The sequence below is a fragment of the Neorhizobium tunisiense genome (assembly GCF_039631515.1).
Classification (GTDB): domain Bacteria; phylum Pseudomonadota; class Alphaproteobacteria; order Rhizobiales; family Rhizobiaceae; genus Neorhizobium.
In genome coordinates this window covers 63,654-86,103 of sequence record NZ_JBDIUU010000010.1, presented here as the reverse complement: position 1 = coordinate 86,103, position 22,450 = coordinate 63,654, and the positions used below count along the sequence as shown (strand labels likewise).

At 61.8% G+C, this 22,450-nt stretch carries 20 protein-coding genes; 10 read left to right on the top strand and 10 right to left on the bottom strand.

Annotation, left to right across the window (positions count from 1 at the left end; all coding sequences use genetic code 11):
• Positions 1-15: 15 nt before the first annotated feature.
• The 6 genes from ABCW43_RS25155 to iolG all read right to left on the bottom strand — a co-directional run bounded on the left by ABCW43_RS25155 (position 16) and on the right by iolG (position 6,081).
• Entirely contained in the window at positions 16-804 is a 789-nt protein-coding gene (locus ABCW43_RS25155) for a TIM barrel protein (protein ID WP_345929549.1), read from the bottom strand.
• Between the two features lie 114 nt (positions 805-918).
• Complete coding sequence (locus ABCW43_RS25150; protein ID WP_345929547.1) at positions 919-2,034, bottom strand: Gfo/Idh/MocA family protein; 1,116 nt, start codon at positions 2,032-2,034, stop codon at positions 919-921.
• Positions 2,035-2,063: 29 nt separating this feature from the next.
• Entirely contained in the window at positions 2,064-2,843 is a 780-nt protein-coding gene (locus ABCW43_RS25145) for an ATP-binding cassette domain-containing protein (protein WP_345929545.1), read from the bottom strand.
• 1 nt (position 2,844) lies between these two features.
• Positions 2,845-3,951 carry an ABC transporter permease gene (locus tag ABCW43_RS25140; protein WP_046627557.1) on the bottom strand — a complete coding sequence of 369 codons (1,107 nt, stop codon included), beginning with the start codon at positions 3,949-3,951 and terminating at the stop codon, positions 2,845-2,847.
• A gap of 66 nt (positions 3,952-4,017) precedes the next feature.
• Positions 4,018-4,941 carry a sugar ABC transporter substrate-binding protein gene (locus ABCW43_RS25135; RefSeq protein ID WP_345929542.1) on the bottom strand — a complete coding sequence of 308 codons (924 nt, stop codon included), beginning with the start codon at positions 4,939-4,941 and terminating at the stop codon, positions 4,018-4,020.
• Positions 4,942-5,088: 147 nt separating this feature from the next.
• Positions 5,089-6,081, bottom strand: a complete 993-nt coding sequence (iolG, locus tag ABCW43_RS25130; protein ID WP_345929540.1) for an inositol 2-dehydrogenase — start codon at positions 6,079-6,081, stop codon at positions 5,089-5,091.
• Positions 6,082-6,248: 167 nt separating this feature from the next.
• Between iolG and ABCW43_RS25125 the strand changes: the two genes are divergently transcribed.
• Positions 6,249-7,271 carry a LacI family DNA-binding transcriptional regulator gene (locus ABCW43_RS25125; protein WP_345929538.1) on the top strand — a complete coding sequence of 341 codons (1,023 nt, stop codon included), beginning with the start codon at positions 6,249-6,251 and terminating at the stop codon, positions 7,269-7,271.
• 135 nt (positions 7,272-7,406) lie between these two features.
• Here ABCW43_RS25125 and ABCW43_RS25120 read toward each other — a convergent pair whose 3' ends face one another.
• The gene (locus ABCW43_RS25120) at positions 7,407-8,756 is read right to left on the bottom strand and encodes an MmgE/PrpD family protein (RefSeq protein ID WP_345929536.1); all 1,350 of its coding nucleotides are present in this window, start codon (positions 8,754-8,756) and stop codon (positions 7,407-7,409) included.
• Positions 8,757-8,865: 109 nt separating this feature from the next.
• Between ABCW43_RS25120 and ABCW43_RS25115 the strand changes: the two genes are divergently transcribed.
• Positions 8,866-9,807 carry a LysR family transcriptional regulator gene (locus ABCW43_RS25115; RefSeq protein WP_345929534.1) on the top strand — a complete coding sequence of 314 codons (942 nt, stop codon included), beginning with the start codon at positions 8,866-8,868 and terminating at the stop codon, positions 9,805-9,807.
• Positions 9,808-9,903: 96 nt separating this feature from the next.
• On the opposite strand, the gene ABCW43_RS25110 is transcribed toward ABCW43_RS25115, so the two are convergent.
• A complete protein-coding gene (locus tag ABCW43_RS25110; protein ID WP_345929532.1) occupies positions 9,904-10,758 on the bottom strand; it encodes a GNAT family N-acetyltransferase in 855 nt (284 codons plus the stop codon).
• A 303-nt stretch (positions 10,759-11,061) separates the two neighbouring features.
• Between ABCW43_RS25110 and argE the strand changes: the two genes are divergently transcribed.
• The 6 genes from argE to ABCW43_RS25080 all read left to right on the top strand — a co-directional run bounded on the left by argE (position 11,062) and on the right by ABCW43_RS25080 (position 17,676).
• Positions 11,062-12,195 (top strand): acetylornithine deacetylase, encoded by a 1,134-nt coding sequence (gene argE, locus ABCW43_RS25105; RefSeq protein ID WP_345929531.1) that lies wholly within the window; start codon positions 11,062-11,064, stop codon positions 12,193-12,195.
• 19 nt (positions 12,196-12,214) lie between these two features.
• The gene (locus ABCW43_RS25100) at positions 12,215-13,138 is read left to right on the top strand and encodes a 2-hydroxyacid dehydrogenase (protein WP_345929529.1); all 924 of its coding nucleotides are present in this window, start codon (positions 12,215-12,217) and stop codon (positions 13,136-13,138) included.
• Between the two features lie 24 nt (positions 13,139-13,162).
• A complete protein-coding gene (locus ABCW43_RS25095) occupies positions 13,163-13,519 on the top strand; it encodes a cupin domain-containing protein (protein ID WP_345929527.1) in 357 nt (118 codons plus the stop codon).
• 160 nt (positions 13,520-13,679) lie between these two features.
• On the top strand, positions 13,680-15,143 hold the full coding sequence (locus ABCW43_RS25090) for an aldehyde dehydrogenase family protein (protein ID WP_345929525.1): 1,464 nt from the start codon (positions 13,680-13,682) through the stop codon (positions 15,141-15,143).
• A gap of 12 nt (positions 15,144-15,155) precedes the next feature.
• Positions 15,156-16,196 carry a tartrate dehydrogenase gene (locus tag ABCW43_RS25085; protein ID WP_345929523.1) on the top strand — a complete coding sequence of 347 codons (1,041 nt, stop codon included), beginning with the start codon at positions 15,156-15,158 and terminating at the stop codon, positions 16,194-16,196.
• A gap of 22 nt (positions 16,197-16,218) precedes the next feature.
• Entirely contained in the window at positions 16,219-17,676 is a 1,458-nt protein-coding gene (locus ABCW43_RS25080; RefSeq protein ID WP_345929521.1) for an NAD-dependent succinate-semialdehyde dehydrogenase, read from the top strand.
• A gap of 86 nt (positions 17,677-17,762) precedes the next feature.
• Here ABCW43_RS25080 and ABCW43_RS25075 read toward each other — a convergent pair whose 3' ends face one another.
• Both ABCW43_RS25075 and ABCW43_RS25070 read right to left on the bottom strand, forming a co-directional pair.
• Complete coding sequence (locus ABCW43_RS25075) at positions 17,763-19,037, bottom strand: NAD(P)/FAD-dependent oxidoreductase (protein WP_345929519.1); 1,275 nt, start codon at positions 19,035-19,037, stop codon at positions 17,763-17,765.
• Between the two features lie 15 nt (positions 19,038-19,052).
• A complete protein-coding gene (locus ABCW43_RS25070; RefSeq protein WP_345929517.1) occupies positions 19,053-19,721 on the bottom strand; it encodes a haloacid dehalogenase type II in 669 nt (222 codons plus the stop codon).
• A gap of 326 nt (positions 19,722-20,047) precedes the next feature.
• On the opposite strand from ABCW43_RS25070, the gene ABCW43_RS25065 reads away from it, so the two are divergent.
• Both ABCW43_RS25065 and ABCW43_RS25060 read left to right on the top strand, forming a co-directional pair.
• Positions 20,048-20,884, top strand: a complete 837-nt coding sequence (locus tag ABCW43_RS25065) for a GNAT family N-acetyltransferase (RefSeq protein ID WP_345929515.1) — start codon at positions 20,048-20,050, stop codon at positions 20,882-20,884.
• 13 nt (positions 20,885-20,897) lie between these two features.
• On the top strand, positions 20,898-22,274 hold the full coding sequence (locus ABCW43_RS25060) for an aspartate aminotransferase family protein (protein ID WP_345929514.1): 1,377 nt from the start codon (positions 20,898-20,900) through the stop codon (positions 22,272-22,274).
• Positions 22,275-22,450 lie beyond the last annotated feature (176 nt).

The window sequence follows — 22,450 nt, the reverse complement described above, 5'->3', positions numbered from 1 at the left end:
GAGATGGAAACTACCCTACCCGCGAACGGTAAACGCGGCGCGAAATGCCTCAAGCGCCATCTGCGGATCACCCTTTGCGAAGGCCTCCAACCCGACGGGCCCACGATAGCCCATCTCGTGAAGCGCGCGCGCTATCATCGGGTAATTTACCTCGCCGGTACCTGGCTCGCACCGACCGGGCACATCGGCTACCTGCACCTCGCCGATCCATGGGAGGCAGGCACGGCAGGTTTCGATCAGGTTTCCCTCGCCTATCTGCACGTGATAGAGGTCGAGGTTGAGGCGTACGCGCGGGTGATTGACCGAGGCGACCAAAGCCAGGGTATCCTCGGCGCGACCGAATGGCGTGCCGGGATGGTCAACCGGCAGATTGAGGTTTTCCAGTGTGAAGACAACCTTTTCCTCCTCCGCCATATCAGCAATGCGGCAAAGCGTGTCTCTTGCCTTCAGCCACATCCGTCCCGTCACCACATCGCTGGGCCGGGCTGGGAGCCCACCCTCGCCAAGCCCGGTCCCATGCAGGTTAAGGCGCGCGACGCCGAGCCGCTTGCCGACCATGGCCGTCTGGCGCGCGGAACGCAGCAGCTCGTCGGCGCCCTCATCGTCTGCAAGCCGGCCGGTAAGATAGCCGTTCATGATCGAGAACTTGGCCCCCGATCTCTCCAGCGCGGCGAGATCGTGATCCGACCAGTTCCATAGGCCGACTTGAAAGCCCAGCTCGGTCAACCGCGCACAGCGCCACTCGATCGGCTTGTCGCGCCAGAGCATTTCCGCACAGGCGGCGAGCGTGAAGGGTTGATCCATGTTTACTCTCTCGATTGTTATGGGGCGAAAGAAGGTGCGTCTTCAATCAGGCCTGGCGCTGCCGCAGGCTATGTCGGCAAGCGTGCCGGATGCCGATGACATCGGGCGCTCCCCTCACGTTTTCTGCCCTTCGATGCGGATGACAGTGCCATTCGAGGCAGCCATAGCGTGAATGACTTTCTCGATGTCGAGCCCTTGGGCGAAATCGGGACCTGAGTTCGGACCGCCGGCGATCGCCACCAGCAGGTCGCGCGCCTCGACCACCTTCTGCTCGTTGAAGCCGAAATTGTGTCCCGGTGCCGGGCAGAAGGCGGCAAAATCCGGCTGTGTCGGTCCGGTTAGATGACGCACAAAACCGGCCTCGCCGGCGCGATGCACCCACAATTCGTTCATGTTCTCCTGATCGAACACGATCGTGCCGTCGCTGCCATGCACCTCCCATTGCAGCCGGCACTTGCGGCCCCGCGCCACGCGGGAAGTGGCGAACGAGCCCTGCGCGCCCGAGGCGAAGCGCAGGAGCGCCAGCGCACTGTCCTCGTTCTCGACCCGTTTCGGCCCATCCGGAGAGGGGCGCGTGGGGATGGTGACCTGGGTCTGGGCGACCACATCGGTGACCGGCCCCATCAACGCCAGCATATGGCTCACGAGGTGGCAGCCAAGGTCGCCGAGCGCACCCAGTCCGCCACCCTCGTGAGTCATCCGCCATGACCACGGGAGGAGCGGATCGGCAGAATAGTCTTCGTCATAGACGCCGCGGAAGGCGACCGGCCGTCCGATCGCGCCGTCGCGGATCAGGCCGCGCGCCGCCTGGAAGGCCGGGCTCCTGAGATAGTTGTAGCCGAGGATGGTCATCTGGCCCGGATGTGCGGCCGCCGTCGCCGCCATCGCCTCGGCGTCTGCCAACGTGAGCGCCATCGGCTTTTCCAGCCACACGTGCTTGCCGGCCTCGAGCGCCGCCTCGGCCATCGGGCGGTGCATGCCGTTCGGGGCGGTGATCGAGACGATGTCAACCTTCGGATCGGCTACCGCCTCCTCCCAGCGCGCGGTGGCGCGGGCAAAGCCGAACTGGCGGGCGAAGGCTTCGGCACTCTCCGGCGTGGCATCCGAGAGGATCTCAAGCCGGTGATGCGCGCCGCCGAATACTGCGGCGACGTTGCGCCAGGCCATGGCGTGGCACTTGCCCATGAAGCCGGTGCCGATGAGGGCGACCCCGAGCGGACGTTGAGGCATTGACGACGATTTGTCCATTTCCGTTTGCCTCAGATCGTTCCGCCGAGCGAGCCTTCGAGCTCGGCCATTTCCTGGCCACCGGCCATCAGGTCCTGTAGTTGGGCAGCCGTGATTTCGCCGCGCGTAGCGGTGCCGAGCGTTTGCCCCCGGTTGAGCACGGTGAAGCGGTCGCCCACGGCAAGCGCATGGCGGACATTGTGGGAGATGAACACCACGCCTATTCCCTGGGCACGCACGCGGTTGATGGTCGCAAGCACATTGGCGGTCTGCCGCACGCCGAGCGCCGAGGTTGGCTCGTCGAGGATCAGCACCTTCGCTCCGAAGTAGACGGCGCGGGCAATCGCCACCGTCTGCCGCTCGCCGCCCGAAAGCGTGCCGACCGCCTGGTCCGGACCGCGCAGGTTGATGCCCATCTTGCGCATCTCTGCCATGGTGATCTCGTTGGCGGTGTCGATATCGAAGCGCTTGAACAGGCCGCGTCCCTTGGTCGGCTCGCGTCCCATGAAGAAGTTGCGGGTCACGGACATCAGCGGGATCATTGCCAGATCCTGGAACACCGTGGCGATGCCGGCCTCCATGGCGTCCCGCGGACTGTCGAAGGAAAGCGGTCTTCCCTCGAAAGTGATGGAGCCCTCGGTCGGCTTGTGCACGCCCGACATGGTCTTAATGAAGGTCGACTTGCCGGCGCCGTTGTCGCCGAGCAGGCAATGGCATTCGCCGGCGCGGAGGTCGAAGGTCACGCCGTTCAGAGCGATGACGTTGCCATAGTGCTTTTTGATGTTTTCCATATGGATGATGGGGGCGGACATCTCAGCGCTCTCCGGTCACACGTCGGCGGATGACGTTGTTGAAGATCACGGCGAGCAGCAACATCGCGCCGAGGAACACCTGGAACCAGTCCTGATCGAAGCGGGTATAGGTCAGCCCGATTGTGACCATGCCGAAGATGATCGCACCGAAGAAAGCACCGATCGCGGAACCGTATCCGCCGGTCAGGAGGCAGCCGCCTATGACTGCGGCGATGATCGCCTCGAACTCCTTCATGAAGCCGCGGCGGGCGTCCGTGGAACCGGCATCGATCACAGTGATGATGGCAACAAGCGCGGCGGCCATGGCCGTCAGCATGAACAGCGAGATCTTGACCCGACGTACGGGTACCCCGGAATTCTGCGCCGCCAAGGCGTCACCGCCAGTGGCGAAGATCCAGTTGCCGGCTGGCGTGCGCAGCAGGACATAGGTTGCGACAAGCGCGAAGGCGATAAACCAGATAATCTCGACCGGGATGCCCGGCACTTTGGGCACGCCGGATTTGAAGCTATCGACAAGACCCGCCTTTGCCAGCCACGTCAGGACAAATCCGAAGGCATCGCCGGAAAAGATCGGCGCCAGGAAATCGCCCTCGACCGCTTCGCGGATGCCGCGCAGCTGGGTCGAACCGCCGGTGAAGATTTTCAAGCCGACCAGTGATGCGCCCCGCAGCACGAAAAGACCGGCGAGCGTGACGATGAAGGAAGGCAGCCCAGTGCGCAGCACGATCAGCCCGTTGGTCACGCCAAGTGCCGCGGCGAGCCCCAACGTCAATGGGATTGCGATGATGAGCGGCATGCCGACATTGACGACGAAGACGCCAAAGACCATGCCCGCAAAGGCCACCATCGAGCCGATCGACAAATCGAATTCGCCGCCGATCATCAGCATGGCCGCGGCGATGCCGAGAATGCCAAGCTGTGCGGCCGGCGTCATGAAGTTCATGATCCCAGATAGCGTGAACATGGTGCGGTCTGCGGTCAGGAAAAAGAACACGGTGACGAGAACCACGCCCCCGATCGCTCCCAATTCCGGCCGCTTCATGAGTTTCGTTGCGAAGGACTCGGTTTTGATCCGTTCGTCCGCTCGCGACAGTGTTTCTGTCGACATTGACCTGCCTCCTGATCGGTGGCCGAGCCGCGACGTGGAACGCTGCGGCCCGGCAATCAACTGCGGTTAACGGATGCCTTTGGCCGAAAGATCGATGACCTTGGCGGCAGCCTCCTTGGTCACGAGGTTCGGCCCGGACGGAACGTCGCCACCTGGAACAAGGCCATACTGCGCATTGAGCGCGAGGAAGGCGACTGGCAGATAGCCCTGCAGGAACTGCTGTTGGTCGATGGCGAATGCCGCCTTGCCGTCCGCAACGAACTTGAGGAAGCCAGCCGAAAGGTCGAAGGTGGAGATCAACACGCCGCTGCGTCCGACCGCCTGCGCCGCCTTGACGCTGGGCTCGCCAACGAGCGAGGCGTTGAGCGCCAGGATTACATTCAGGTCCGGATCGGATTCCAGCGCTGCACGCACCTTGGCTTCGACCTCCGCCGGGTCGTTGGTGGTCGGCAGCACTTTAATTGCCTTGCCGAAGCCTTCCTTGAAGCCGGCGCAACGCAGGTCGAGTGAGACGTTGCCGACTTCCTGGTTTACGCAAATGGCCTTTTTGCCGCCCAACTCGGCAAGTTTCTGGCCGGCGATCTTGCCGGCGTCGAATTCCGATTGACCAACATGCAGCAACGCACCGAGCTTATGCGCGACATCCGAACCGGAATTCATGGAAATGACCGGAATGCCGGCAGCAACTGCGCGCTTGATCGCCGGACCGAGCGCGTCGCCATCAGGAATCGAGACGACGAGGCCATCGGGGTCCTGGTTGACGGCGGCGTCGATCATCTGGCCCATCTGGACCATGTCGAAGGTTTCCGGCGAGCGGAACTGGACTTTGACGCCTGTGTCCTTAGCCGCCTTTTCGACGCCGTTTTTCACTACAGACCAGAACGGATCGTTTGCCTGGCCGTGAGCCACGACGATGATGTCGGTTGCGAGGGCCGGACCGGCCATGGCGACGACCGCGGCGATGGCGACGGATGCAAGTAATTTCTTCATGCTAACCTCCCGATTGAGTTCCCCTTGGACGTCACTCCCGTACGTCCATTCCTCCAGCCGAATAGGCCGGAACCGAAAGCCGGTGGCGACACCTCCCGTGTGCCACGGCAATGCGTGGGCGATGGCCCCGGCCACCGCCCTAAATGCTTAAAGCGCCAGATCGACCGATTGGCCCGACCGTGCCGACTGGGTCGCAGCCTCGGCCATCGCCAGCGCCGCAACGCCGTCCGCCAGCGTGACCGGGATACGGGCACCGTCGAGAATGGCGCGCAGGAAGGCATCCCATTCCGCAGCATAAGCGCGCATGTAGCGCTCCAGGAAAAAGAGCTCTGGCTTGGCGCTCGTCACGCCGGCTTTCGTCGCCTTTGACACCGTGTGTTCAAGTACGTTTGCCGCTGACAGCAATCCCTCGGCGCCCAGCAATTCGACACGCTGGTCATAACCGTAGACGGCGCGGCGGCTGTTCTTGATAACCGCGATGCGCCCGTCGGCATAGGTCAGCGTCACGACGGCTGTATCGACGTCGCCCGCCGCGCCGATCTCGGCATCGACGAGCGAAGTGCCAACCGCATGAATGGTCTTCGGCGCATCACCCATCAAGAAATTCGCCATGTCGAAGTCGTGGATCATCATGTCGCGGAACAGTCCGCCCGACACCTTAATATAGCTAACCGGTGGCGGGGCCGGGTCGAACGAAGTGATCGAAAGCAACTCCGGCTTACCGATTTCGCCGGCGTCCAATGCCGCCTTGACCCTTGCGAAATTCGGATCGAAGCGACGATTGAAGCCGATCATCACCGGGACACCGGTGGCCGAAGCCACCGCCAGACATGCCTTGGCGCGCTGCAGCGAGAGATCCACCGGTTTTTCGCAGAGCACCGCCTTGCCGGCCCTCGCCGCATCCTCGATCAAGTTGGAATGGGTATCCGTAGAGGTCGCAATCAGCACGGCGTCGATCGAGGCGTCCTCGAGGATCGCCTCGGAACTTAGTGTTTTCGCACCATAGGAGCTGGCCAGAGATTGCGCGGCATCTTCGTTCACGTCCGAGACGGCAACCAGTTCGCTCCTCGCATGAGCCGCAATATTAATGGCATGCACACGGCCAATGCGGCCGGCACCGAGCAGTCCGATTCTTAGCACTGACATCCTCCAGAAAGCGGCCTCCCCGCCGCCTTGCAATGGACTATCTCCAAATTTGCTCGCGCGAGCAAGAACAATTTGCTCTCGCGAGCAAAAAAATCTGAATAAACGAAAAAGGCGCTATCAATAGAGGCTAAACCAATACAAAACAGAGGCGGGAGATCGGAATGCCAAACGAAAAGAAACCCCCTTTTGCCGAAAACGTCACGGCGGACGATGTCGCAATCGCCGCAGGCGTATCACGCTGGACGGTGAACCGCGCCTTCCGCAAAGATGCATCGATATCGGCGAAAAGCCTCCAGAAGGTGATGGTTGCGGCAGAGCGTCTCGGTTATCTGCCCGATCTGGGGGCCGCCAGCCTCGCCTCCGATCGTTCCAATCTGGTGGCGCTGCTGATCGACGATTTCGCCAATCCGCACAAGCTGGTCATGATGGAGCGCCTCACCCGCATCCTGCGGCGCGAGGGCTGGGATATCCTGCTGGTAAACACGCTGAACAGAGACGATGCCGGCCATGCTCTGCTGAATGCAAGCCAGCGGCGCGTCGATGCGGTCATCCTGATCGGCATCCAATTTGATGACGACGTGCTCGAAACAGCGCTCCAGGCTCGCCGTTTCCGCAAGCTGATCGTCTTCGCCCGCAGTTCAGAAAATCCGAACACCATCTCGATCGCAGTCGATGATGTCGGAGCAATGACTGAACTGGCGCGTTACGTGCATCAACGCGGATACCGGCGCCCTCTGTTTCTTGCAGGACCGCAGAGCTATTCGGCACATCTGCTCCGGAAAGAAACATTCCTTCAATATTGGGGGAAACATTTCTCGTTCCAACCCGAGTCGGTGACAGTTCCTGCCTATGATCCCGCGTTGGCCGGAACTATCGTGATGGAAACGTTAAGCCGTCGGGGACCATCAGACTTGCCGGATGTTATCGTTTGCGAGAACGACGCACTCGCAATGGGGGCGAGTGACGTTATTCGCCACGAACTGGGACTGGAAATTCCTGGGGATATTGCCATTACAGGCTTTGACGACGTGCCCCAAGCGGACAATCCAAACTACCGCCTTACCACCTATCGGCAACCCCTCACGGAAATGGTTGAATATCTCGTCAAAGTTTTGGCGGATCCGGAGGAGCGGGATCTCAATCGCCTTTTCAATGGAAGATTGATACCGCGGCACAGTGCTTAAGGGCCGACTTGACAGTAAGAGAGCGAAACAGCCCATCTTCGATGGAGTTTACCCGCTTCCGTATGAGTACTTTTCAGGTCCCGATCACCATCCTGACGTGGCTTTCACTTGAGAAATTTGCCAATACCTCCGGCATCATGGCAGGGGGAGCAGGTCAGCAAGAACGGGGCGGGACCCGAGGTCTCCAAGAGATTGCCATGAAGGTATTTTGGTGTGCGGAATATTTGCCCAATTCAGGCAATCCAGAAATTTTGCGTGGCGGTCCACGTCGTCCAGAGGCGCTTCGATCGCGCCTTTGGCATGAAGACGGTCAATACTCAGTTGCCTCCCATCGGAGGTAGTTACGGTGATGACATGTGGCAATCTTTCGATGCCCCGTTCTTCATCTGGCGTATAAGCTGACATCGAAATGCGGGACATGAGATTGCGCAAATCGGGACGCGCGACGGCGTCGGGCGTAAAGTCCGAAAGTCTCAACCGGCCGTGAACAAACGCTGTCGCCAGGCAATACTGCATCGAGAACCGCGCCTCCATCTCATCACGCGGCTCTGAATAAGCGAGATTTCGCTGCGCGGAGACGCCGACTTTCGCATCGATTCTCTGGATGTCGCTGATTTCGAGTTGATGTTGCTGCTTGAGATCGAGCAATGCGTCGATGGCTCGATGCGTGGAGCCGCAACAAGGATGCCTCTTCGTCACCAGCCCGCGTGTCTCGATAATATGATGTGCGTCGAACGGGAGTTTATCCCACCCGGCGGCATCTTCGCCGCCGCAAAGGTCCCGAAATCCCTGCTTGCCTTCGAGAATATCCAGACGTCCCCGCATTCCGGCTTTCGCGAGTAAGGCTGCCTCCACGGCGTTCCTTGCGGCAACACCCGCATGAAACGGTTTCACCATCGTGCCAAATTGACCTTTGGGACCACTTGAAAGGCTCACTGCAATGCTCATCGCCTGCGCCGCCTCACTCTCCGTGGCGCCCAGCAGCCGTGCGACGCCGGCCGTAGTGCCGATGCAGCCGACCGTGGATGTCGCGTGCCAACCGATGTTGTAATGGGAAGGATTTACGCCGAAACCGACGGCGGCCTGCGCTTCCAGTCCGGCAAGATAGGCTTCGAGGAAAGCCCTTCCGGTAATCGCTCTATCATTGCTGGCCACAGAGAGGAGCGCTGGCACCAGAACAGCGGAGGCGTGCGCCCTTGCCGGATGAAAATTATCATCGAAATCCAAACTGTGAGCTGCGGTGCCGTTTATGAGCGCGGCAATTGGCGCAGGCGCTCTGGAGCCTCTCACAACAGCCGACGGGCCCTCCCCGCCGATCTGGCTTGCGAACGCACGTATCGCGGCTTCAACCGGACTTTCCCGGGCTCCTGCCAGCATGGCGCCATATGTATCGACGATCGCGTCATTGGCGCGCGACAACGCAAGAGTTGAGAAATCCGAGCGCGTCGCGACCTGACGGGCTATGTTTTCGATGACTGTTGCCATTGACGAATATCTCCACGCGGGTTTGGTTGGCGTCGAAGATGTTCGAGCACATTAAATTGTGCAATCTTATGCGGTTAGCGGGTAACACTACCAAAATGACGGGGTCCCCATGTCGAAAGACAATAATCTTCCGATCAATGTAAAGCACATCGAAGCATACGATGCGATCTCCGCCACCGGCTCCACGATCGCCGCTGCCGCTGAACTCGGCATATCGCAGTCCAACGCAAGCCGGATGTTGCATCAGCTCGAGAACTATCTGGGCGTACGTCTCTTCGATCGCGAGAAAAACAGACTGTCGCCAACCCGGGAGGGGCTGCAGCTGGGGCCCGAAATCCGATCAATTTCGGACCGCCTGCATGCCTTGAGAATCTCGGCCCGCGAACTGGAAAGCGGCAGATCGGGAGAAATACTTTTACGCTTGGCATTTCCGGCAAGTCTGACCGTGACGATGGTTCCCCGGTTGATCCGGCGTTTCCGACTTGAGAACCCGCAGGTCAGAACAGAAATCGCGTCTGGCAACTACCTTACCATCGAAAGAATGGTTGCCGACCGTGTCGCCGACATCGGCTTCGTTCGTCTTCCTGCCGTCTCTGCGGGACTGAAGCACGAAATCACGATGTCGTCGCGGAATGTGTGCGTGATGCATGAGGATCACCCGCTCGCCAGCGAGAAGGTGCTTTCGGTCAATGATTTGAAGGGGCAGGATCTGATTTTGCTCAACCGCGAGCGGCCAATGCGGCACGAGTTGGAAGCGCTTTTCTATAAGGCCGGGTTACGCCAGAGACCGGTTGTGGAGGCACACTCGGTGGCATGCGCCTGCGCGCTCGCCGCGGAGGGGTTGGGTATCGGAATAGTCGGATCCCTACTGGCCAAGGAACATACGCAGCTACCCCTTCGTTTCGTGCCTCTGGAGCCGGTACTGCCGGTAACTTACGCAATCATCAGCGCAGACGGTTATGCCCTGCCTAAAATCGCTCAGCGTTTCCTGCACTACCTATCGGAATGGGAGATGATGAAGGCCGTGGTGCCGAAAGCGGACGTGTTCTGACAGAGCGGTTGCCGTGACCTAACTTGACCAGGAAGGTGCAGAATCTCAATCTTGTTCGCGTTTCGATCAAGCACAAACATGCCTTCGCTGGAGCAATCACCCGAGGGAATGCGACGCCAAGGCATAAACGACCGGGGCGCCATTCTGCCCTGTGCCATAACTGGCGGCTTCCTGGGTCACCATGGTCTTCACCGTGTTGTGGACGCTCAAGCCGCATTGCTGGACAAGGGATGCAAAGGCGCCAGTATGAAAATGGGTGTCTATGCGCAAAAATCCGCCGGCATGGGCGGCGACATGCGGATGGGTAACCCTGATTGCGTCCGCGTCGCATGCAGCAACCACCGGCCCCACCACATGCCCCCGTCCGAAACGGCGGCGCATCGAATAGGCCCTCAGGCGCTGCCCTTCGTAAAGGCCGTAGCCAATGGAACTGTCGAGCAGCCGCAGGAGGTGCTGGCGGCGGGCCGTTCCGAAGGCCGGCGCATCGAGATCGATGACGGCATCCAGGTCTGCGCGATCCAGCCGGCGCAGGGTAAGCCCGTCCTCAAGTGGGGCAAGCGGCGCCGGCGCTAGCGCGATCCCCTGGCACTGATAGACCGTACCCTTCGGTATGAAGCCGAGCGACATATAAAGCCGCCGGGCTTCGCGCGTGGAATTGAGCCGGGTACGGTCGTGGCCGCAATCGGCCATGATCCGTGTCATCAACCATTTCGCCGCACCGTTGGCCTGCAGCCTCGGCGAGGTGACGAGCATGCCGAACGTGGCGAAGTTTTCTCCGTGTGGAAACCACATTGCGGAAGCGCCGACACGGCCGATTTCGTCCAGCGCCACATAACCTTTGCCGATGTCGAGCAGGTGCTGCCAGTCCGCCGCCCTATGCGGCCAGCCAACGGAGATCGACAAGGCCTGCAACTGGGAGATTTCGACATTCGCGACATCGGCAAAGCGCATCTCGAAATTTTCGACATTAAAGGTTTTTGGTAATTCACTATCCATCATTGATCCAGCCGAGATGGTATATCCTCGTCCGTGGCGAACCGCCCGGATCTCCCGACAGTGATGTTAGTCGAGATCCCGCGAAACATTTCACTGCTGAAGCGAAATCGAACACAAGATTTGACCGTATCGCGTCCACTTTCGGCAGCCATTGGTTTCCCATGCCTCTAACTTTGATTGTCAGAATTGGTTCGCATGCTGTGCAAAAGCAAGGCATGGCGGCCACGAGGTGACGGCTTTGAGGCAGGAAGGATGACGATGCGCGCCTTGGACATCCTGGAGAAGCTGGTCGGCTTTCCCTCGGTCGTCGGCACGCCCAACGGCAATATCGTCGAATGGATTGCGGACTATCTCAAATCCTTCGGGATCGCCGCGCATATCCTGCCGGGGCCTGAAGGCGACAGGGCCAATCTTTTTGCCACGATCGGCCCTGCCGGCCACCCGGGCTACATCCTGTCCGGCCATATGGACGTGGTCCCGGCCACCGAGGCCGGCTGGGACAGCGATCCCTTTTCATTGAGGAGCCGGAAAGGCAGGCTCTACGGGCGCGGAACAAGCGATATGAAGGGGTTCTTGTCGGCCGCTCTGGCAGCCGTGCCCGCGCTTCTCGCAAGCCCGCTTTCACGCCCGATCCACCTTGCCTTTTCTTATGACGAGGAAGCCGGTTGCCGGGGCGTGCCACATCTTCTCTCACGGTTGCAGGACCTGTGCGCCCCGCCGCTGGGTGCCATCATCGGGGAGCCGAGTGGAATGCGCGCCATTCTGGCCCACAAAGGAAAGGCGGCAGCCCGGGTGACGCTCAAGGGCCGTTCGGGCCACTCCTCCCGGCCGGATCTCGGCCTCAACGCGATCCACGCCATGACGGATGTGCAGCAAGCTGCGATTGACGCGGCCGGCAGTCTCTCACGCGGACCGTTCGAGGCCGAGTTCGAGCCACCCTATTCCTCGCTGTCGATCGGCACGATCGGTGGCGGCCAAGCGGTGAACATCATTCCCGAAATCTGCACCCTTGAACTGGAAGCCCGCGCCATCTCGTCCGCAGATCCCGAAGCGCTGCTCGCCCCGGTGCGGGCGGTTGCCGAGGGCTTGGCGACGAAAGGCTTCGATGTCGACTGGCAGGTTCTCAGCGCCTATCCGGCGCTGCTGCTGGCGCCGACCTCTCCCCTCGCCGGTCTTTTGCAAGCTCTGACGGGGGTCGAGCCGCTGGCGGCGGTCAGCTACGGGACGGAGGCCGGTCTCTACCAGCGCGCCGGCGTGGATGCGATCATCTGCGGGCCTGGCGACATTGCCCGCGCCCATAAACCCGATGAATTCATTCTGGCGAGCGAACTCGACGACTGCCAGGCCATGATTGAAGCGCTTGGGCGGCATTGCCGCGCAGACTTCCAATGAGCAGGAACGTATCCGGACCATGACATTCCTCTTCAATTCCGATGCGGCCCGCGGCCGGATTTTCCAGGATGCCTTCGCTCGGGAAATCCCCGACCTGCCATTCTCCATGGATCCGGCGACGGTGGACCCCGAACAGGTGCGCTATCTCATGACCTGGACAGTGCCGGAAAGTCTGGCGCGTTACCGCAATCTCGAAGTGCTGTTCTCGACCGGCGCCGGTATCGACCAGTTCCGCGCCGCCAGCGTGCCCGACGACGTGAAGATCGTGCGCATGGTCGAAGAAGGCATCGTGCGGATGATGCAGGAATATGTCGCCCTCGGCGTCCTGTCGCTCCACCGCAACCTGGCGGCCTATCTGGCGCAGCAGCAGGCGGAGGTCTGGAAGGTCCTGCCGCAGGTTCAGGCCGCAGAGCGCCGTATCGGCGTCCTGGGGCTTGGCAATCTCGGCCAGGCCGTGCTTGAGCGGCTGAAACCCTTTGGCTTTCCCTTGTCCGGCTGGAGCAGGTCCCCGCGAGAGATTGAAGGTGTCAGGTGTTTCTCCGGCGAGGATGGTCTGAAGACCATGGTTGCCGAGACCGATGTGTTGATCTGCCTCCTGCCGCTGACCGACGAAACCCGCAGTTTTCTCGACGCAGAGCTTTTCGCCAGGTTGCCGGCGGGCGCTGGACTGGTTCATGTCGGACGTGGTCCCCAGCTCGACCAGGACGCGCTTCTCGCTGCACTCGACAGCGGGCACATATCCGGCGCCGTGATCGACGTCACCGACCCGGAACCCCTGCCGCCTGGCCATCCCTTCTGGCATCACCCACGCATCCTGCTGACCCCGCATATTGCCAGCATCACGCAGCCCCATACCGCCGCGCGCGCCGTCATCGACAATATCAAGCGGCTTCGCGCCGGGCTCGACCCGATCGGCCTGGTCGATCGGCAGCGCGGCTACTGAATCTTCAACCTCGAAAGGAATACCATGTCGCTTCTCAAGACCATCGAACCTAACCCCTCCTTTGCACCGCGCGAAAACGTTCCCGCACCGGACCGGCTGATCTCCGGCGACCCGCAGTTCAAGACCTGGGCGCAGGACACGGCCCATGGCGAACTGGTGCATACCGGCGTCTGGGAAGCGACGCCCGGCGTCACACATTCGATCAAGGGCCAGACCTTCGAATTCTGCCACATCCTTTCGGGCGTCGTCGAACTTACCCCCGAAGGCGGCCAGCCCGTTGTCTACAAGGCCGGCGACAGTTTCGTCATGAAGCCGGGTTTCGTCGGCGTGTGGAAGACGATCGAGACCGTCCGCAAGATCTACGTCACCGTTACCCCTTGATAGGTGCGGCCGCGGCGCGGCAACCGCTTCGGGGCCGCTCCGCAGAATACGCCGTGATACGCCGCCAAAACGGACTTTTCCGCTGCGGCCCTTCGCTCTACCGGATCAAGCGGTTCCAGCAATCCGGTAATATTGCCGTCCAGTGACCGGAGATATGCCGATGAGCCTCAGTTTCGATCCCGACAGCCTGGCCCTGCCGATGGGACATTTCATCGGCGATCGCCTCGTGGCGGCCGAAGGCGTCATTGCGATGCACCGTCCGTCCGACGGCAAGGCTTATGCCGAATGCCCCGTCGCCGATGCGGATCTCGTCGACCAGGCGGTGCAGACGGCAAAGGCGGCGCTGAAACAAAGCAATTGGGGCGGCATCCGCCCGCGCGAGCGTGTGAAGGTGCTGCATCGCTGGGCCGATCTCATCGAACAGGATGCCATGGCGCTTGCAAGGCTGGAGGCCGTCTCTTCCACCCGCCCGGTCGGCCACCTGGTCGAGGGCGACATCGCTGTCTCGGCCGAGCAGATCCGCTTCTTCGCCGAATTCGCCGACAAGGAAGGCAGCGACCTGGTGCCAACCGACGACGGCAATCTCGGCATGATCATGACGGAACCCTATGGCGTCGTCGGCGCCATCACGCCCTGGAATTTCCCGATCAACATGGCCGTGTGGAAACTCGGCCCCGCGCTTGCCGCCGGCAACGCCGTCGTGCTGAAGCCGTCCGAGATGACGCCGTTTTCTACCATCCGGCTGGCGGAACTTGCCGTGCGGGCCGGCATACCGGCCGGGTTGATCAACATCGTGCTCGGCGACGGCATGACCACCGGCAACGCCATGACCGGCCATCCCGATATCGCCAAGGTGAGCTTTACCGGTTCCACCCGCGCCGGCTCGGCGATCATGGAAAACATCGCCCGCACGGGCATCAAACCGATGACGCTGGAACTTGGCGGCAAGAGCCCGCAGCTCGTTTTCGCTGATGCCGATATCGGCAAGGCAGCAGCGGCCGTGACCGCAAGCATCACCAGCAATGCCGGCCAGGCATGTGTCGCCGGATCGCGCCTGATCGTCGAAAAAAGCGTTGCCCCACAGCTGATCGACGCCATCCTGAAGAAAATGGCAAACATTGTTCCGGGGCCGACCTGGGATGCGGCAAGCCAGTATTCTCCGATCATCTCCGACAGGCAACGCCAGCGTATCGACGACATCATCGCGGCCTCGGTCGCGGCAGGCGCCGAATGCCTGACGGGCGGGCGCCCCATGGACGCCCCCGGATATTTCTACTCTCCGACCCTGGTCACCGGCGTCGACCAGACGTCGCCGGCAGTGATCGAGGAGATCTTCGGGCCGGTTCTGACGCTGCAGACGTTCGAGGAGGAGGAAGAGGCCATGACGCTTGCCGATCATCCGAGCTACGGGCTTGCCGCCGGCCTGTTTACCAGCGACCTATCGCGCGCCATCCGCCTGACCCGCCGGCTGCAGGCCGGCACCATCTGGGTCAACCGCTATGGCCGCTCGCGCGACCATATCCTGCCGACCGGCGGTTACAAGCAGTCCGGCATAGGCAAGGATCTCGGCCGGGAAGCTTTCCAAGCCAATCGCAAGAGCAAGAGCGTCTTGATCAGTCTTTGAGGACATAAGAACATGACATCATACAAGATTGCCCTGATCCCCGGTGACGGCATCGGCCGTGCCATGGTTGCTGCCGCTTGGTCCGTGCTGCAGAAAGCCGCCGGTGCGCATGGCTTTGGTTTGGAAGGCACGAATTTCCCGTGGTCCTGCGCCTTCTACAGGGAAACCGGCGCGATGATGCCGGCGGACGGTATCGAGACGCTACGCGGCTTCGACGCGATCCTGCTTGGTGCCGTCGGCTGGCCAGCGGAAGTGCCGGATTCGGTCTCGCTGCACGGCCTGCTGCTGCCGATCCGCAAGAGTTTCGTGCAATACGCCAATATCCGCCCCCACCGTCTGCTGGCCGGCGTCGAAGGCCCGCTGAAGGCGACCGCCTTCGACATTCTCTGCATTCGCGAAAATACCGAGGGCGAATATTCCGGCGCCGGCGGCCGTGTCCATCAGGGCACGGCGGACGAAGTGGCGGTCGAGACGTCGATCTTCACCCGCAAGGGCGTTGAGCGCATCCTGCGCTTCGCCTTCGAACAGGCACGGGCGCGGCGCGGCAAGCTGGCCTCGGTGACCAAGTCGAACGCCCAGAAATATTCGATGGTGTTCTGGGACGACGTCACGCGGCAGCTTTCGGCGGAATATCCTGACGTCGAGGTCACCAGTTATCACATCGACGCCATGGCGGCGCGCATGGTGATGGCCCCGGAAACGCTCGACGTCGTGGTCGCGTCCAATCTTTTCGGCGACATCCTGACCGATCTCGGTGCGGCCATTCAGGGCGGCCTCGGTTTTGCCGCATCGGCCAATATCAACCCGGAGCGCAATGCGCCTTCGATGTTCGAACCGGTGCATGGCTCCGCGCCCGATATCGCCCATCTCGGGATCGCCAACCCGATCGCCACGGTCTGGTCCAGCGCAATGATGCTCGATCATCTGGGCGAAAAGGATGCCGCGAACGCCGTCATGACGGCGATCGAAGCGGTCACGGCCAGCGGCATCGGCACGGTCCCCGGCAGGGACCGGACAGACGCCATCACTGCGGCGCTGCTCGCCGCGCTCTAACATCGTATCGAGGATCGGACATATGCGGAATTTGAAGCTCCCCTCCCTGTTTCGGCAAGAAGGTTTGATCGGCGGCGCCTGGGTCGGCGCCCGGTCCGGCAAGACCGTCGACGTCTTCGATCCGGCGACCCGGGACGTAATCGGCACCGTTCCCGACATGGGAGGCGACGAGACACGCGCGGCGATCGAGGCGGCGAACAAGGCCTATCCAGCATGGAAGAAGAAGACCCATGCCGAGCGTGCCGCACTACTAGAGGCGTGGTACGCCCTGATGCATGAGCATCTCGAAGATCTGGCGCTGATGCTGACCACCGAACAGGGCAAACCGCTCGACGAGGCGCGCGGCGAAATCCGCTACGGCGCCTCCTTCGTCAAGTGGTTTGCGGAAGAGGCGCGCCGCATCGGCGGCCAGACCATTCCCTCTCCGACACCCGATCGCCGCATCATCGTCCTGAAGGAGCCGGTCGGCGTCTGCGGCATCATCACGCCCTGGAATTTTCCAAACGCGATGATCACCCGCAAGATCGCCCCGGCGCTCGCCGCCGGCTGTACCGTGGTGGTGAAACCTTCGGAATTCACGCCTTATTCAGCACTTGCGCTCGGCGTTCTCGCGGAAATGGCCGGCATCCCGGCAGGCGTCGTGAACATCGTCACCGGCATGCCGAAGGAAATCGGCAACGAGATCATGGCCAACACGACCGTGCGGAAAATCTCGTTTACCGGCTCCACGCCGGTCGGTTCGCTGCTGATGCGCGGCGCCGCCGACAGTATCAAGCGGCTGTCGCTGGAACTCGGCGGCAACGCCCCCTTCATTGTCTTCGACGATGCGGATATCGATCTTGCCATCGAAGGGGCGATCATTTCGAAATTCCGAAATGGCGGCCAGACCTGCGTCTGCGCCAACCGCATTCTCGTGCAGGCGGGCATCTACGATCGCTTCGCCGAGAGGCTCACTGCCCGGGTGAATGCCATGAAGGTCGGCCCCGGAACCGAGCCGGGTGTTTCGATCGGCCCGATGATCAACGATGCGGCGATCGCCAAGATCAACCGCCATGTCGAGGATGCCCTCGCCAAAGGGGCGACGATCGTCACGGCCAAGGCCGATCTGCCGGCCGGCAGCCAGTATACGGCTCCGATCGTGCTGACCGGAGCCACCGCCGACATGCAGCTTGCCAGCGAAGAGACGTTTGGCCCGGTCGCGCCGCTCTTCCGTTTCGAAACCGAGGAAGAAGCGATTGCCATCGCCAACGGCACGCCCTTCGGGCTGGCCGCCTATTTCTACACGGAAAGCCTGAAGCGGGCTTGGCGGGTCGGCGAGGCTCTGGAATTCGGGATGGTCGGGCTGAATACCGGCCTGATCTCCACCGAGGTCGCCCCGTTCGGCGGCGTCAAGCAGTCGGGCCTGGGGCGCGAGGGTTCGCAGCTCGGGATCGAGGAATATCTGGAAGTGAAGACTTTCCATATCGGCGGGCTCAACTGAGCCCGTTTCCGCACCGGAACGCTTCGAAAAGGTGGAGTTGCGCTCGCAACTCCACCTTTTTGCTCTCAACGATGACAGGCGTTCCGTTACTGGACCTTGTCGAGCACCTTGTAATAAAGCCCGACCAGCGGCAGGAACCACGGTTTGCCGAAATGACCCGGAACTGCCGGCCAGTCGAGCCCCTTCACGGGGTTTCTGTCAGGCCGGCCGAGGATTGCGTCGGCGACAGTCATGCCGAGATGGGTTGCAAGCTGCGCGCCATGGCCGGAATAACCCATCGCGTACCATAACCCGTCATGGAACCCCGCCCGCGGGTAACGATCCTTGGTGATGTCCACCAGGCCGCCCCAGCAATAGTCAATCTCGACATGGGATAGCTGCGGAAAGATGCGGGTCAGGCTATCGCGAAGGATTGCGCCGCTCCTGGCATCCGAACGCTGGTCGGAAGTCGCCGAAAATCGAGCCCGGCCGCCGAAGATCAGCCGGTTGTCCGGCGACAGGCGCCAGTAGTTGCCGATATTCATACTGTTGACGCAGGTGCGGTTGCCCGGCATCGTCGCGGCGACTTCCTGTTCCGTCAGTGGCCGCGTCGCGATGATGAAACTGCCGACGGCCATGATCCGACGGCGGAAATAACCGAAATTCGGCGTCGTGTAGGCGCCGCTGGCCATCAGGACATTGTCGGCCGTGACCGAACCTTTGGCCGTCTTCAGCACATGTCGGCCGCCCGATTTCGAAACATCGGTGACCGTCGCCTTCTCGACGATGATGGCACCACACCTTTTGGCCGCCTCGGCGAGACCGACGACGTAGCGTCCCATATGCATCATGGCGCTCTTCTTCGACAGCATGGCGCCGTGGAAAGGTGAACCGATCTCCTGGGCGAGGTCCTTGGGCGACAGCAGCGCCGTATCCGAATCGACCTCCGCGTGAACCGCCTCGAAATTCCGGGCGAGCCCTTCGAAATGCTGCGGCTTGGAAGCAAGCTTCAGTTTGCCGGCACGGCGGAAGTTGCAGTCGATACCTTCCTCGGCAATGATTGCTTCCAGCGTGTCGATCGAGCTGTCGAGCGCCTTGTAAAGGGCGATCGCCCGCTCCTTGCCAAGCTCCTGCTTGGCCGCAAGATAGCTGTGGGCAAGGCCGTTGTTCAGGTGGCCGCCGTTACGGCCGGACGCTCCGAAGCCCACCGTTTCCGCCTCCAGCACGATAACCTTCGCACCGGCCATGGCGAGCTGCCGCGCCGCGCCGAGCCCGGTAAAGCCGCCGCCGACCACGGCAACGTCGTAGTGACCTTCGATCGGCCCTTCGACGGCGCCCGTAAAACGGGGCGCCGTATCATGCCAGTAGGAGACATATTTCATCGGCTTCGGCCTTCCTTAGAGACCGACCACGCCCGGCAGGCCGGAAATGTCGGAGATTTCCACATAGCCATAGAAGGGGTTGGCCGGCTCGTGACCACGGTTGACCCAGACCTTGTTCTTGATGCCGAGGTCATGCGCCGACATCAGGTCGTAACGGAAGGACGAGGAGCAATGAAGAATGTCTTCCGGGCCGCAGCCGAGCATGTCGAACATGTATTCGAAGGCCTGAAAGCGCGGTTTGTAGGCATTTGCCTGTTCCGCCGTATAAACGGCGTGGAACGGCGCGCCGAGCTTTGCGACGTTGGAGTGGATCTGGTCGTTCATCGCGTTCGAGAGGATGACGAGCGGGATTTCCCTAGCGACCTTGGCAAGACCGGCAGGGACATCCGCATGGGGACCCCAGGTCGGCACGCGCTCATAGACCATCCTGGCGTCCTCATCCCTGAAAGCGACGCCGTTCACCTTGCAGCTGCGCTCCAGCGAGTTGTGGACGACATCCGCATAAGGTTTCCAGTCGCCCATGATCTCGTCCAACCGGTAGGCTGCAAAATTCTTGATGAACTTCGCCATGCGCGGCTCGTCGAGACGATCACCATAGAGATCACGCGCAGCTTCGGCCATCTGGAAGTTGGTCAGCGTGCCGTAGCAGTCGAAGGTGATGTATTTCGGGCGGAAGGTAGTCATGCGCTTGGTCCTTGCGTGATGGCCCATCGAGCCTTTCGGTTGACGACATGATCATAAGGCCGCTTCGGGCACCCGAGCCGACTGATTTCCCCCAATCCGAAGCAGAAAGTTTCGTATCGTGGCGCCGGTTTGGCATTTGGTTGCTGATCGTGGCCGACGTGGCGGCCAGCGACCGGGCTTTTTTCGACCATGATTATCGGCGCGCGGCATAAGATGCGGTCCCATGCCGCTGGTTTGGCGAAAGATACCGCCGCCGAGCCCGCCTTCGGATAATCGTCCGGCCCCTTCCCCTCGAAACTCGAAGTTCAAAATGGAGAGCATTGTCGATGCAAGTCGGAGACATCGAAACCATATCTTTCGGTATCGAGCACCTGGATCGCGCCACCCACCTTTCGCGCGAAGCCGGCTGGCCGCACCGCCTGCAGGACTGGCAGGTCGCCCTGCATCTGAGCCAGGGCGTGGTCGCGTTGGACGAGACCGGCGAAGTGGTCGGCACGGCATTGATGACCCCCTATGGCGATGACTGCGCCACTATCAACATGGTGATCGTCGGCGCCAACCTGCGCGGCCGTGGCGTCGGACGGCGCCTTATGGACGCGGTCCTCGGACTTGGCGGCGAACGGCCGCTTCGGCTGATCGCCACCTCCGACGGCCTGCCCCTTTATGAGAAGCTCGGTTTCCGGAAGACCGGCGCTGTTTTCCAGCATCAGGGCACCGTCGGCGAGGTGCCGGCACCCACCGAAACCGAGGCCGCCACGGCTGCCGATCTGTCCGAGATCACCGCCATCGATCGCGACGCCTTTGGCGCTACCCGTTCGGCGCTGATGGCAAAGCTTGCCGAAATCGGCGAGTTCGCCGTGATCCGCCGCAACGGCAAGATCGCAGGATTTGCCTGCATCAGGGCGTTCGGTCGCGGCGAGGTCGTCGGGCCGATCGTTGCAACGGATCTCGAGGACGCCAAGGCGCTCGTCAGGCATTTCATGAGCCGCAGGTCGGGTGCCTTCCTCAGGGTCGACACCGTCGATGCCGGCCTCGCCGCTTGGCTGTCTGAGCATTCGCTCGCCCATGCAGGCGGCGGTATCGCAATGGCGCGCCCGGTCGTTGCCCGTCCCGCCCCCTCGACATTCACCACCTTTGCCCTGGCCAACCAAGCCCTGGGCTGATCCGGAGACGACCATGCTCAGCAATTCCCTCATCGAACTCGATCGCGCTCATCTCGTCCATCCCGTCGCGTCCTATCGCGGCCATGAAAAACAGGGCGTGCGGGTGCTCGCCTCAGGCAAGGGCGCGACCGTCACCGACGCGCAAGGGCACCAGCTGATCGACGGTTTTGCGGGCCTCTGGTGCGTCAATGCCGGCTACGGGCATGAGTCGATCGTCGAGGCTGCGGCCCGTCAGATGCGGGAGCTTCCCTACGCGACCGCCTATTTCGGCCTCGGTTCCGAGCCGGCCATCCGGCTTGCCGCCGAGCTTGCCGAACGGGCGCCGGGCGATCTCGACCATGTCTACTTCACGCTCGGCGGCTCGGACGCCGTCGACAGCACGATCCGCTTCATCCGTTATTACTGGATTGCCAAGGGGCAGCCACAGCGCGATCAGTTCATCTCGATCGAGCAGGGTTATCATGGTTCCTCCACGGTCGGCGCCGGCCTGACGGCACTGCCGAACTTCCATGCGGGCTTCGGCATTCCCTTCGACTGGCAGCACAAGATTCCGTCGCCTTATCCGTATCGCAACCCGGTCGGCGAGGACGCAAAATCGATCATCGAAGCCTCGCTTGCCGCGTTGAAGGCGAAGATCGAGGCGGTCGGCGCCGGTCGCGTGGCAGCCTTCTATGCAGAGCCGATCCAGGGTTCCGGCGGCGTCATCGTTCCGCCCAGGGGCTGGATGAAGGCGGTCCGCAACCTCTGCAAGGAATATGGCATCCTGTTCGTCGCCGACGAGGTGATTACCGGCTTCGGCCGCACCGGGCCGCTGTTCGCCTGCAGCGAGGACGACATCGTCCCCGATTTCATGACGACGGCCAAGGGCCTGACCTCGGGTTATGTTCCGATGGGCGCCGTGCTGATGGCGGATCATGTCTACCAGGTGATCGCCGATGGCGCCGGTGCCTCGGCGGTCGGGCACGGTTACACCTATTCGGCCCACCCGGTCAGCGCGGCCGTCGGTCTGGAAGTGCTGAGGCTCTACGAGGGCGGGCTGCTCGAAAACGGCATCAAGGCCGGCGCGCGACTTATGGCAGGTCTCGAAAGCCTCAAGTCCCACCCGCTCGTCGGCGATGTCCGGGGTCGCGGCATGCTCGCGGCCATCGAGCTGGTGACCGACAAGACCGCCAAGACGCCGCTTCCGGCCGAAGCCGCGCCGGCTCGCCGGGTATTCGACCGCGCCTGGGACAATGGCCTGGTGATCCGGGCCTTTGCCAACGGCGTCATCGGATATGCCCCGCCGCTCTGCTGCACGGAGGCGGATATCGACGCGATCATCGAACGCACCGCAAAGACACTGGATCAGACCCTGGAAGATCCCGATGTCCGGCGCGCGGTGAAGGGTTGACCCGGCCTTGGGGCTGCCGGCCGAAATATCGTCGGCAGCCCGTTTTCGAAATTTTGTGCCGAGCGGCCCTACCGATTCGGCGAAAACCGTTCCCTCAAACTGTCACTATTGTCGCTAACGAGGGCCTTGAAGCCCCTAAAATCCGGGATTTTTGATAGAAAAAGGTCCAGGTCGGG

Bases quoted from the DNA above. Each gene is read 5' to 3' on its own strand.
- ABCW43_RS25155 (WP_345929549.1), bottom strand. From the start codon at position 804: ATGGATCAACCCTTCACGCTCGCCGCCTGTGCGGAAATGCTCTGGCGC.
- ABCW43_RS25150 (WP_345929547.1), bottom strand. From the start codon at position 2,034: ATGCCTCAACGTCCGCTCGGGGTCGCCCTCATCGGCACCGGCTTCATG.
- ABCW43_RS25145 (WP_345929545.1), bottom strand. From the start codon at position 2,843: ATGTCCGCCCCCATCATCCATATGGAAAACATCAAAAAGCACTATGGC.
- ABCW43_RS25140 (WP_046627557.1), bottom strand. From the start codon at position 3,951: ATGTCGACAGAAACACTGTCGCGAGCGGACGAACGGATCAAAACCGAG.
- ABCW43_RS25135 (WP_345929542.1), bottom strand. From the start codon at position 4,941: ATGAAGAAATTACTTGCATCCGTCGCCATCGCCGCGGTCGTCGCCATG.
- ABCW43_RS25125 (WP_345929538.1), top strand. From the start codon at position 6,249: ATGCCAAACGAAAAGAAACCCCCTTTTGCCGAAAACGTCACGGCGGAC.
- ABCW43_RS25120 (WP_345929536.1), bottom strand. From the start codon at position 8,756: ATGGCAACAGTCATCGAAAACATAGCCCGTCAGGTCGCGACGCGCTCG.
- ABCW43_RS25115 (WP_345929534.1), top strand. From the start codon at position 8,866: ATGTCGAAAGACAATAATCTTCCGATCAATGTAAAGCACATCGAAGCA.
- ABCW43_RS25110 (WP_345929532.1), bottom strand. From the start codon at position 10,758: ATGCGCTTTGCCGATGTCGCGAATGTCGAAATCTCCCAGTTGCAGGCC.
- argE (WP_345929531.1), top strand. From the start codon at position 11,062: ATGCGCGCCTTGGACATCCTGGAGAAGCTGGTCGGCTTTCCCTCGGTC.
- ABCW43_RS25100 (WP_345929529.1), top strand. From the start codon at position 12,215: ATGACATTCCTCTTCAATTCCGATGCGGCCCGCGGCCGGATTTTCCAG.
- ABCW43_RS25095 (WP_345929527.1), top strand. From the start codon at position 13,163: ATGTCGCTTCTCAAGACCATCGAACCTAACCCCTCCTTTGCACCGCGC.
- ABCW43_RS25090 (WP_345929525.1), top strand. From the start codon at position 13,680: ATGAGCCTCAGTTTCGATCCCGACAGCCTGGCCCTGCCGATGGGACAT.
- ABCW43_RS25085 (WP_345929523.1), top strand. From the start codon at position 15,156: ATGACATCATACAAGATTGCCCTGATCCCCGGTGACGGCATCGGCCGT.
- ABCW43_RS25080 (WP_345929521.1), top strand. From the start codon at position 16,219: ATGCGGAATTTGAAGCTCCCCTCCCTGTTTCGGCAAGAAGGTTTGATC.
- ABCW43_RS25075 (WP_345929519.1), bottom strand. From the start codon at position 19,037: ATGAAATATGTCTCCTACTGGCATGATACGGCGCCCCGTTTTACGGGC.
- ABCW43_RS25070 (WP_345929517.1), bottom strand. From the start codon at position 19,721: ATGACTACCTTCCGCCCGAAATACATCACCTTCGACTGCTACGGCACG.
- ABCW43_RS25065 (WP_345929515.1), top strand. From the start codon at position 20,048: ATGCAAGTCGGAGACATCGAAACCATATCTTTCGGTATCGAGCACCTG.
- ABCW43_RS25060 (WP_345929514.1), top strand. From the start codon at position 20,898: ATGCTCAGCAATTCCCTCATCGAACTCGATCGCGCTCATCTCGTCCAT.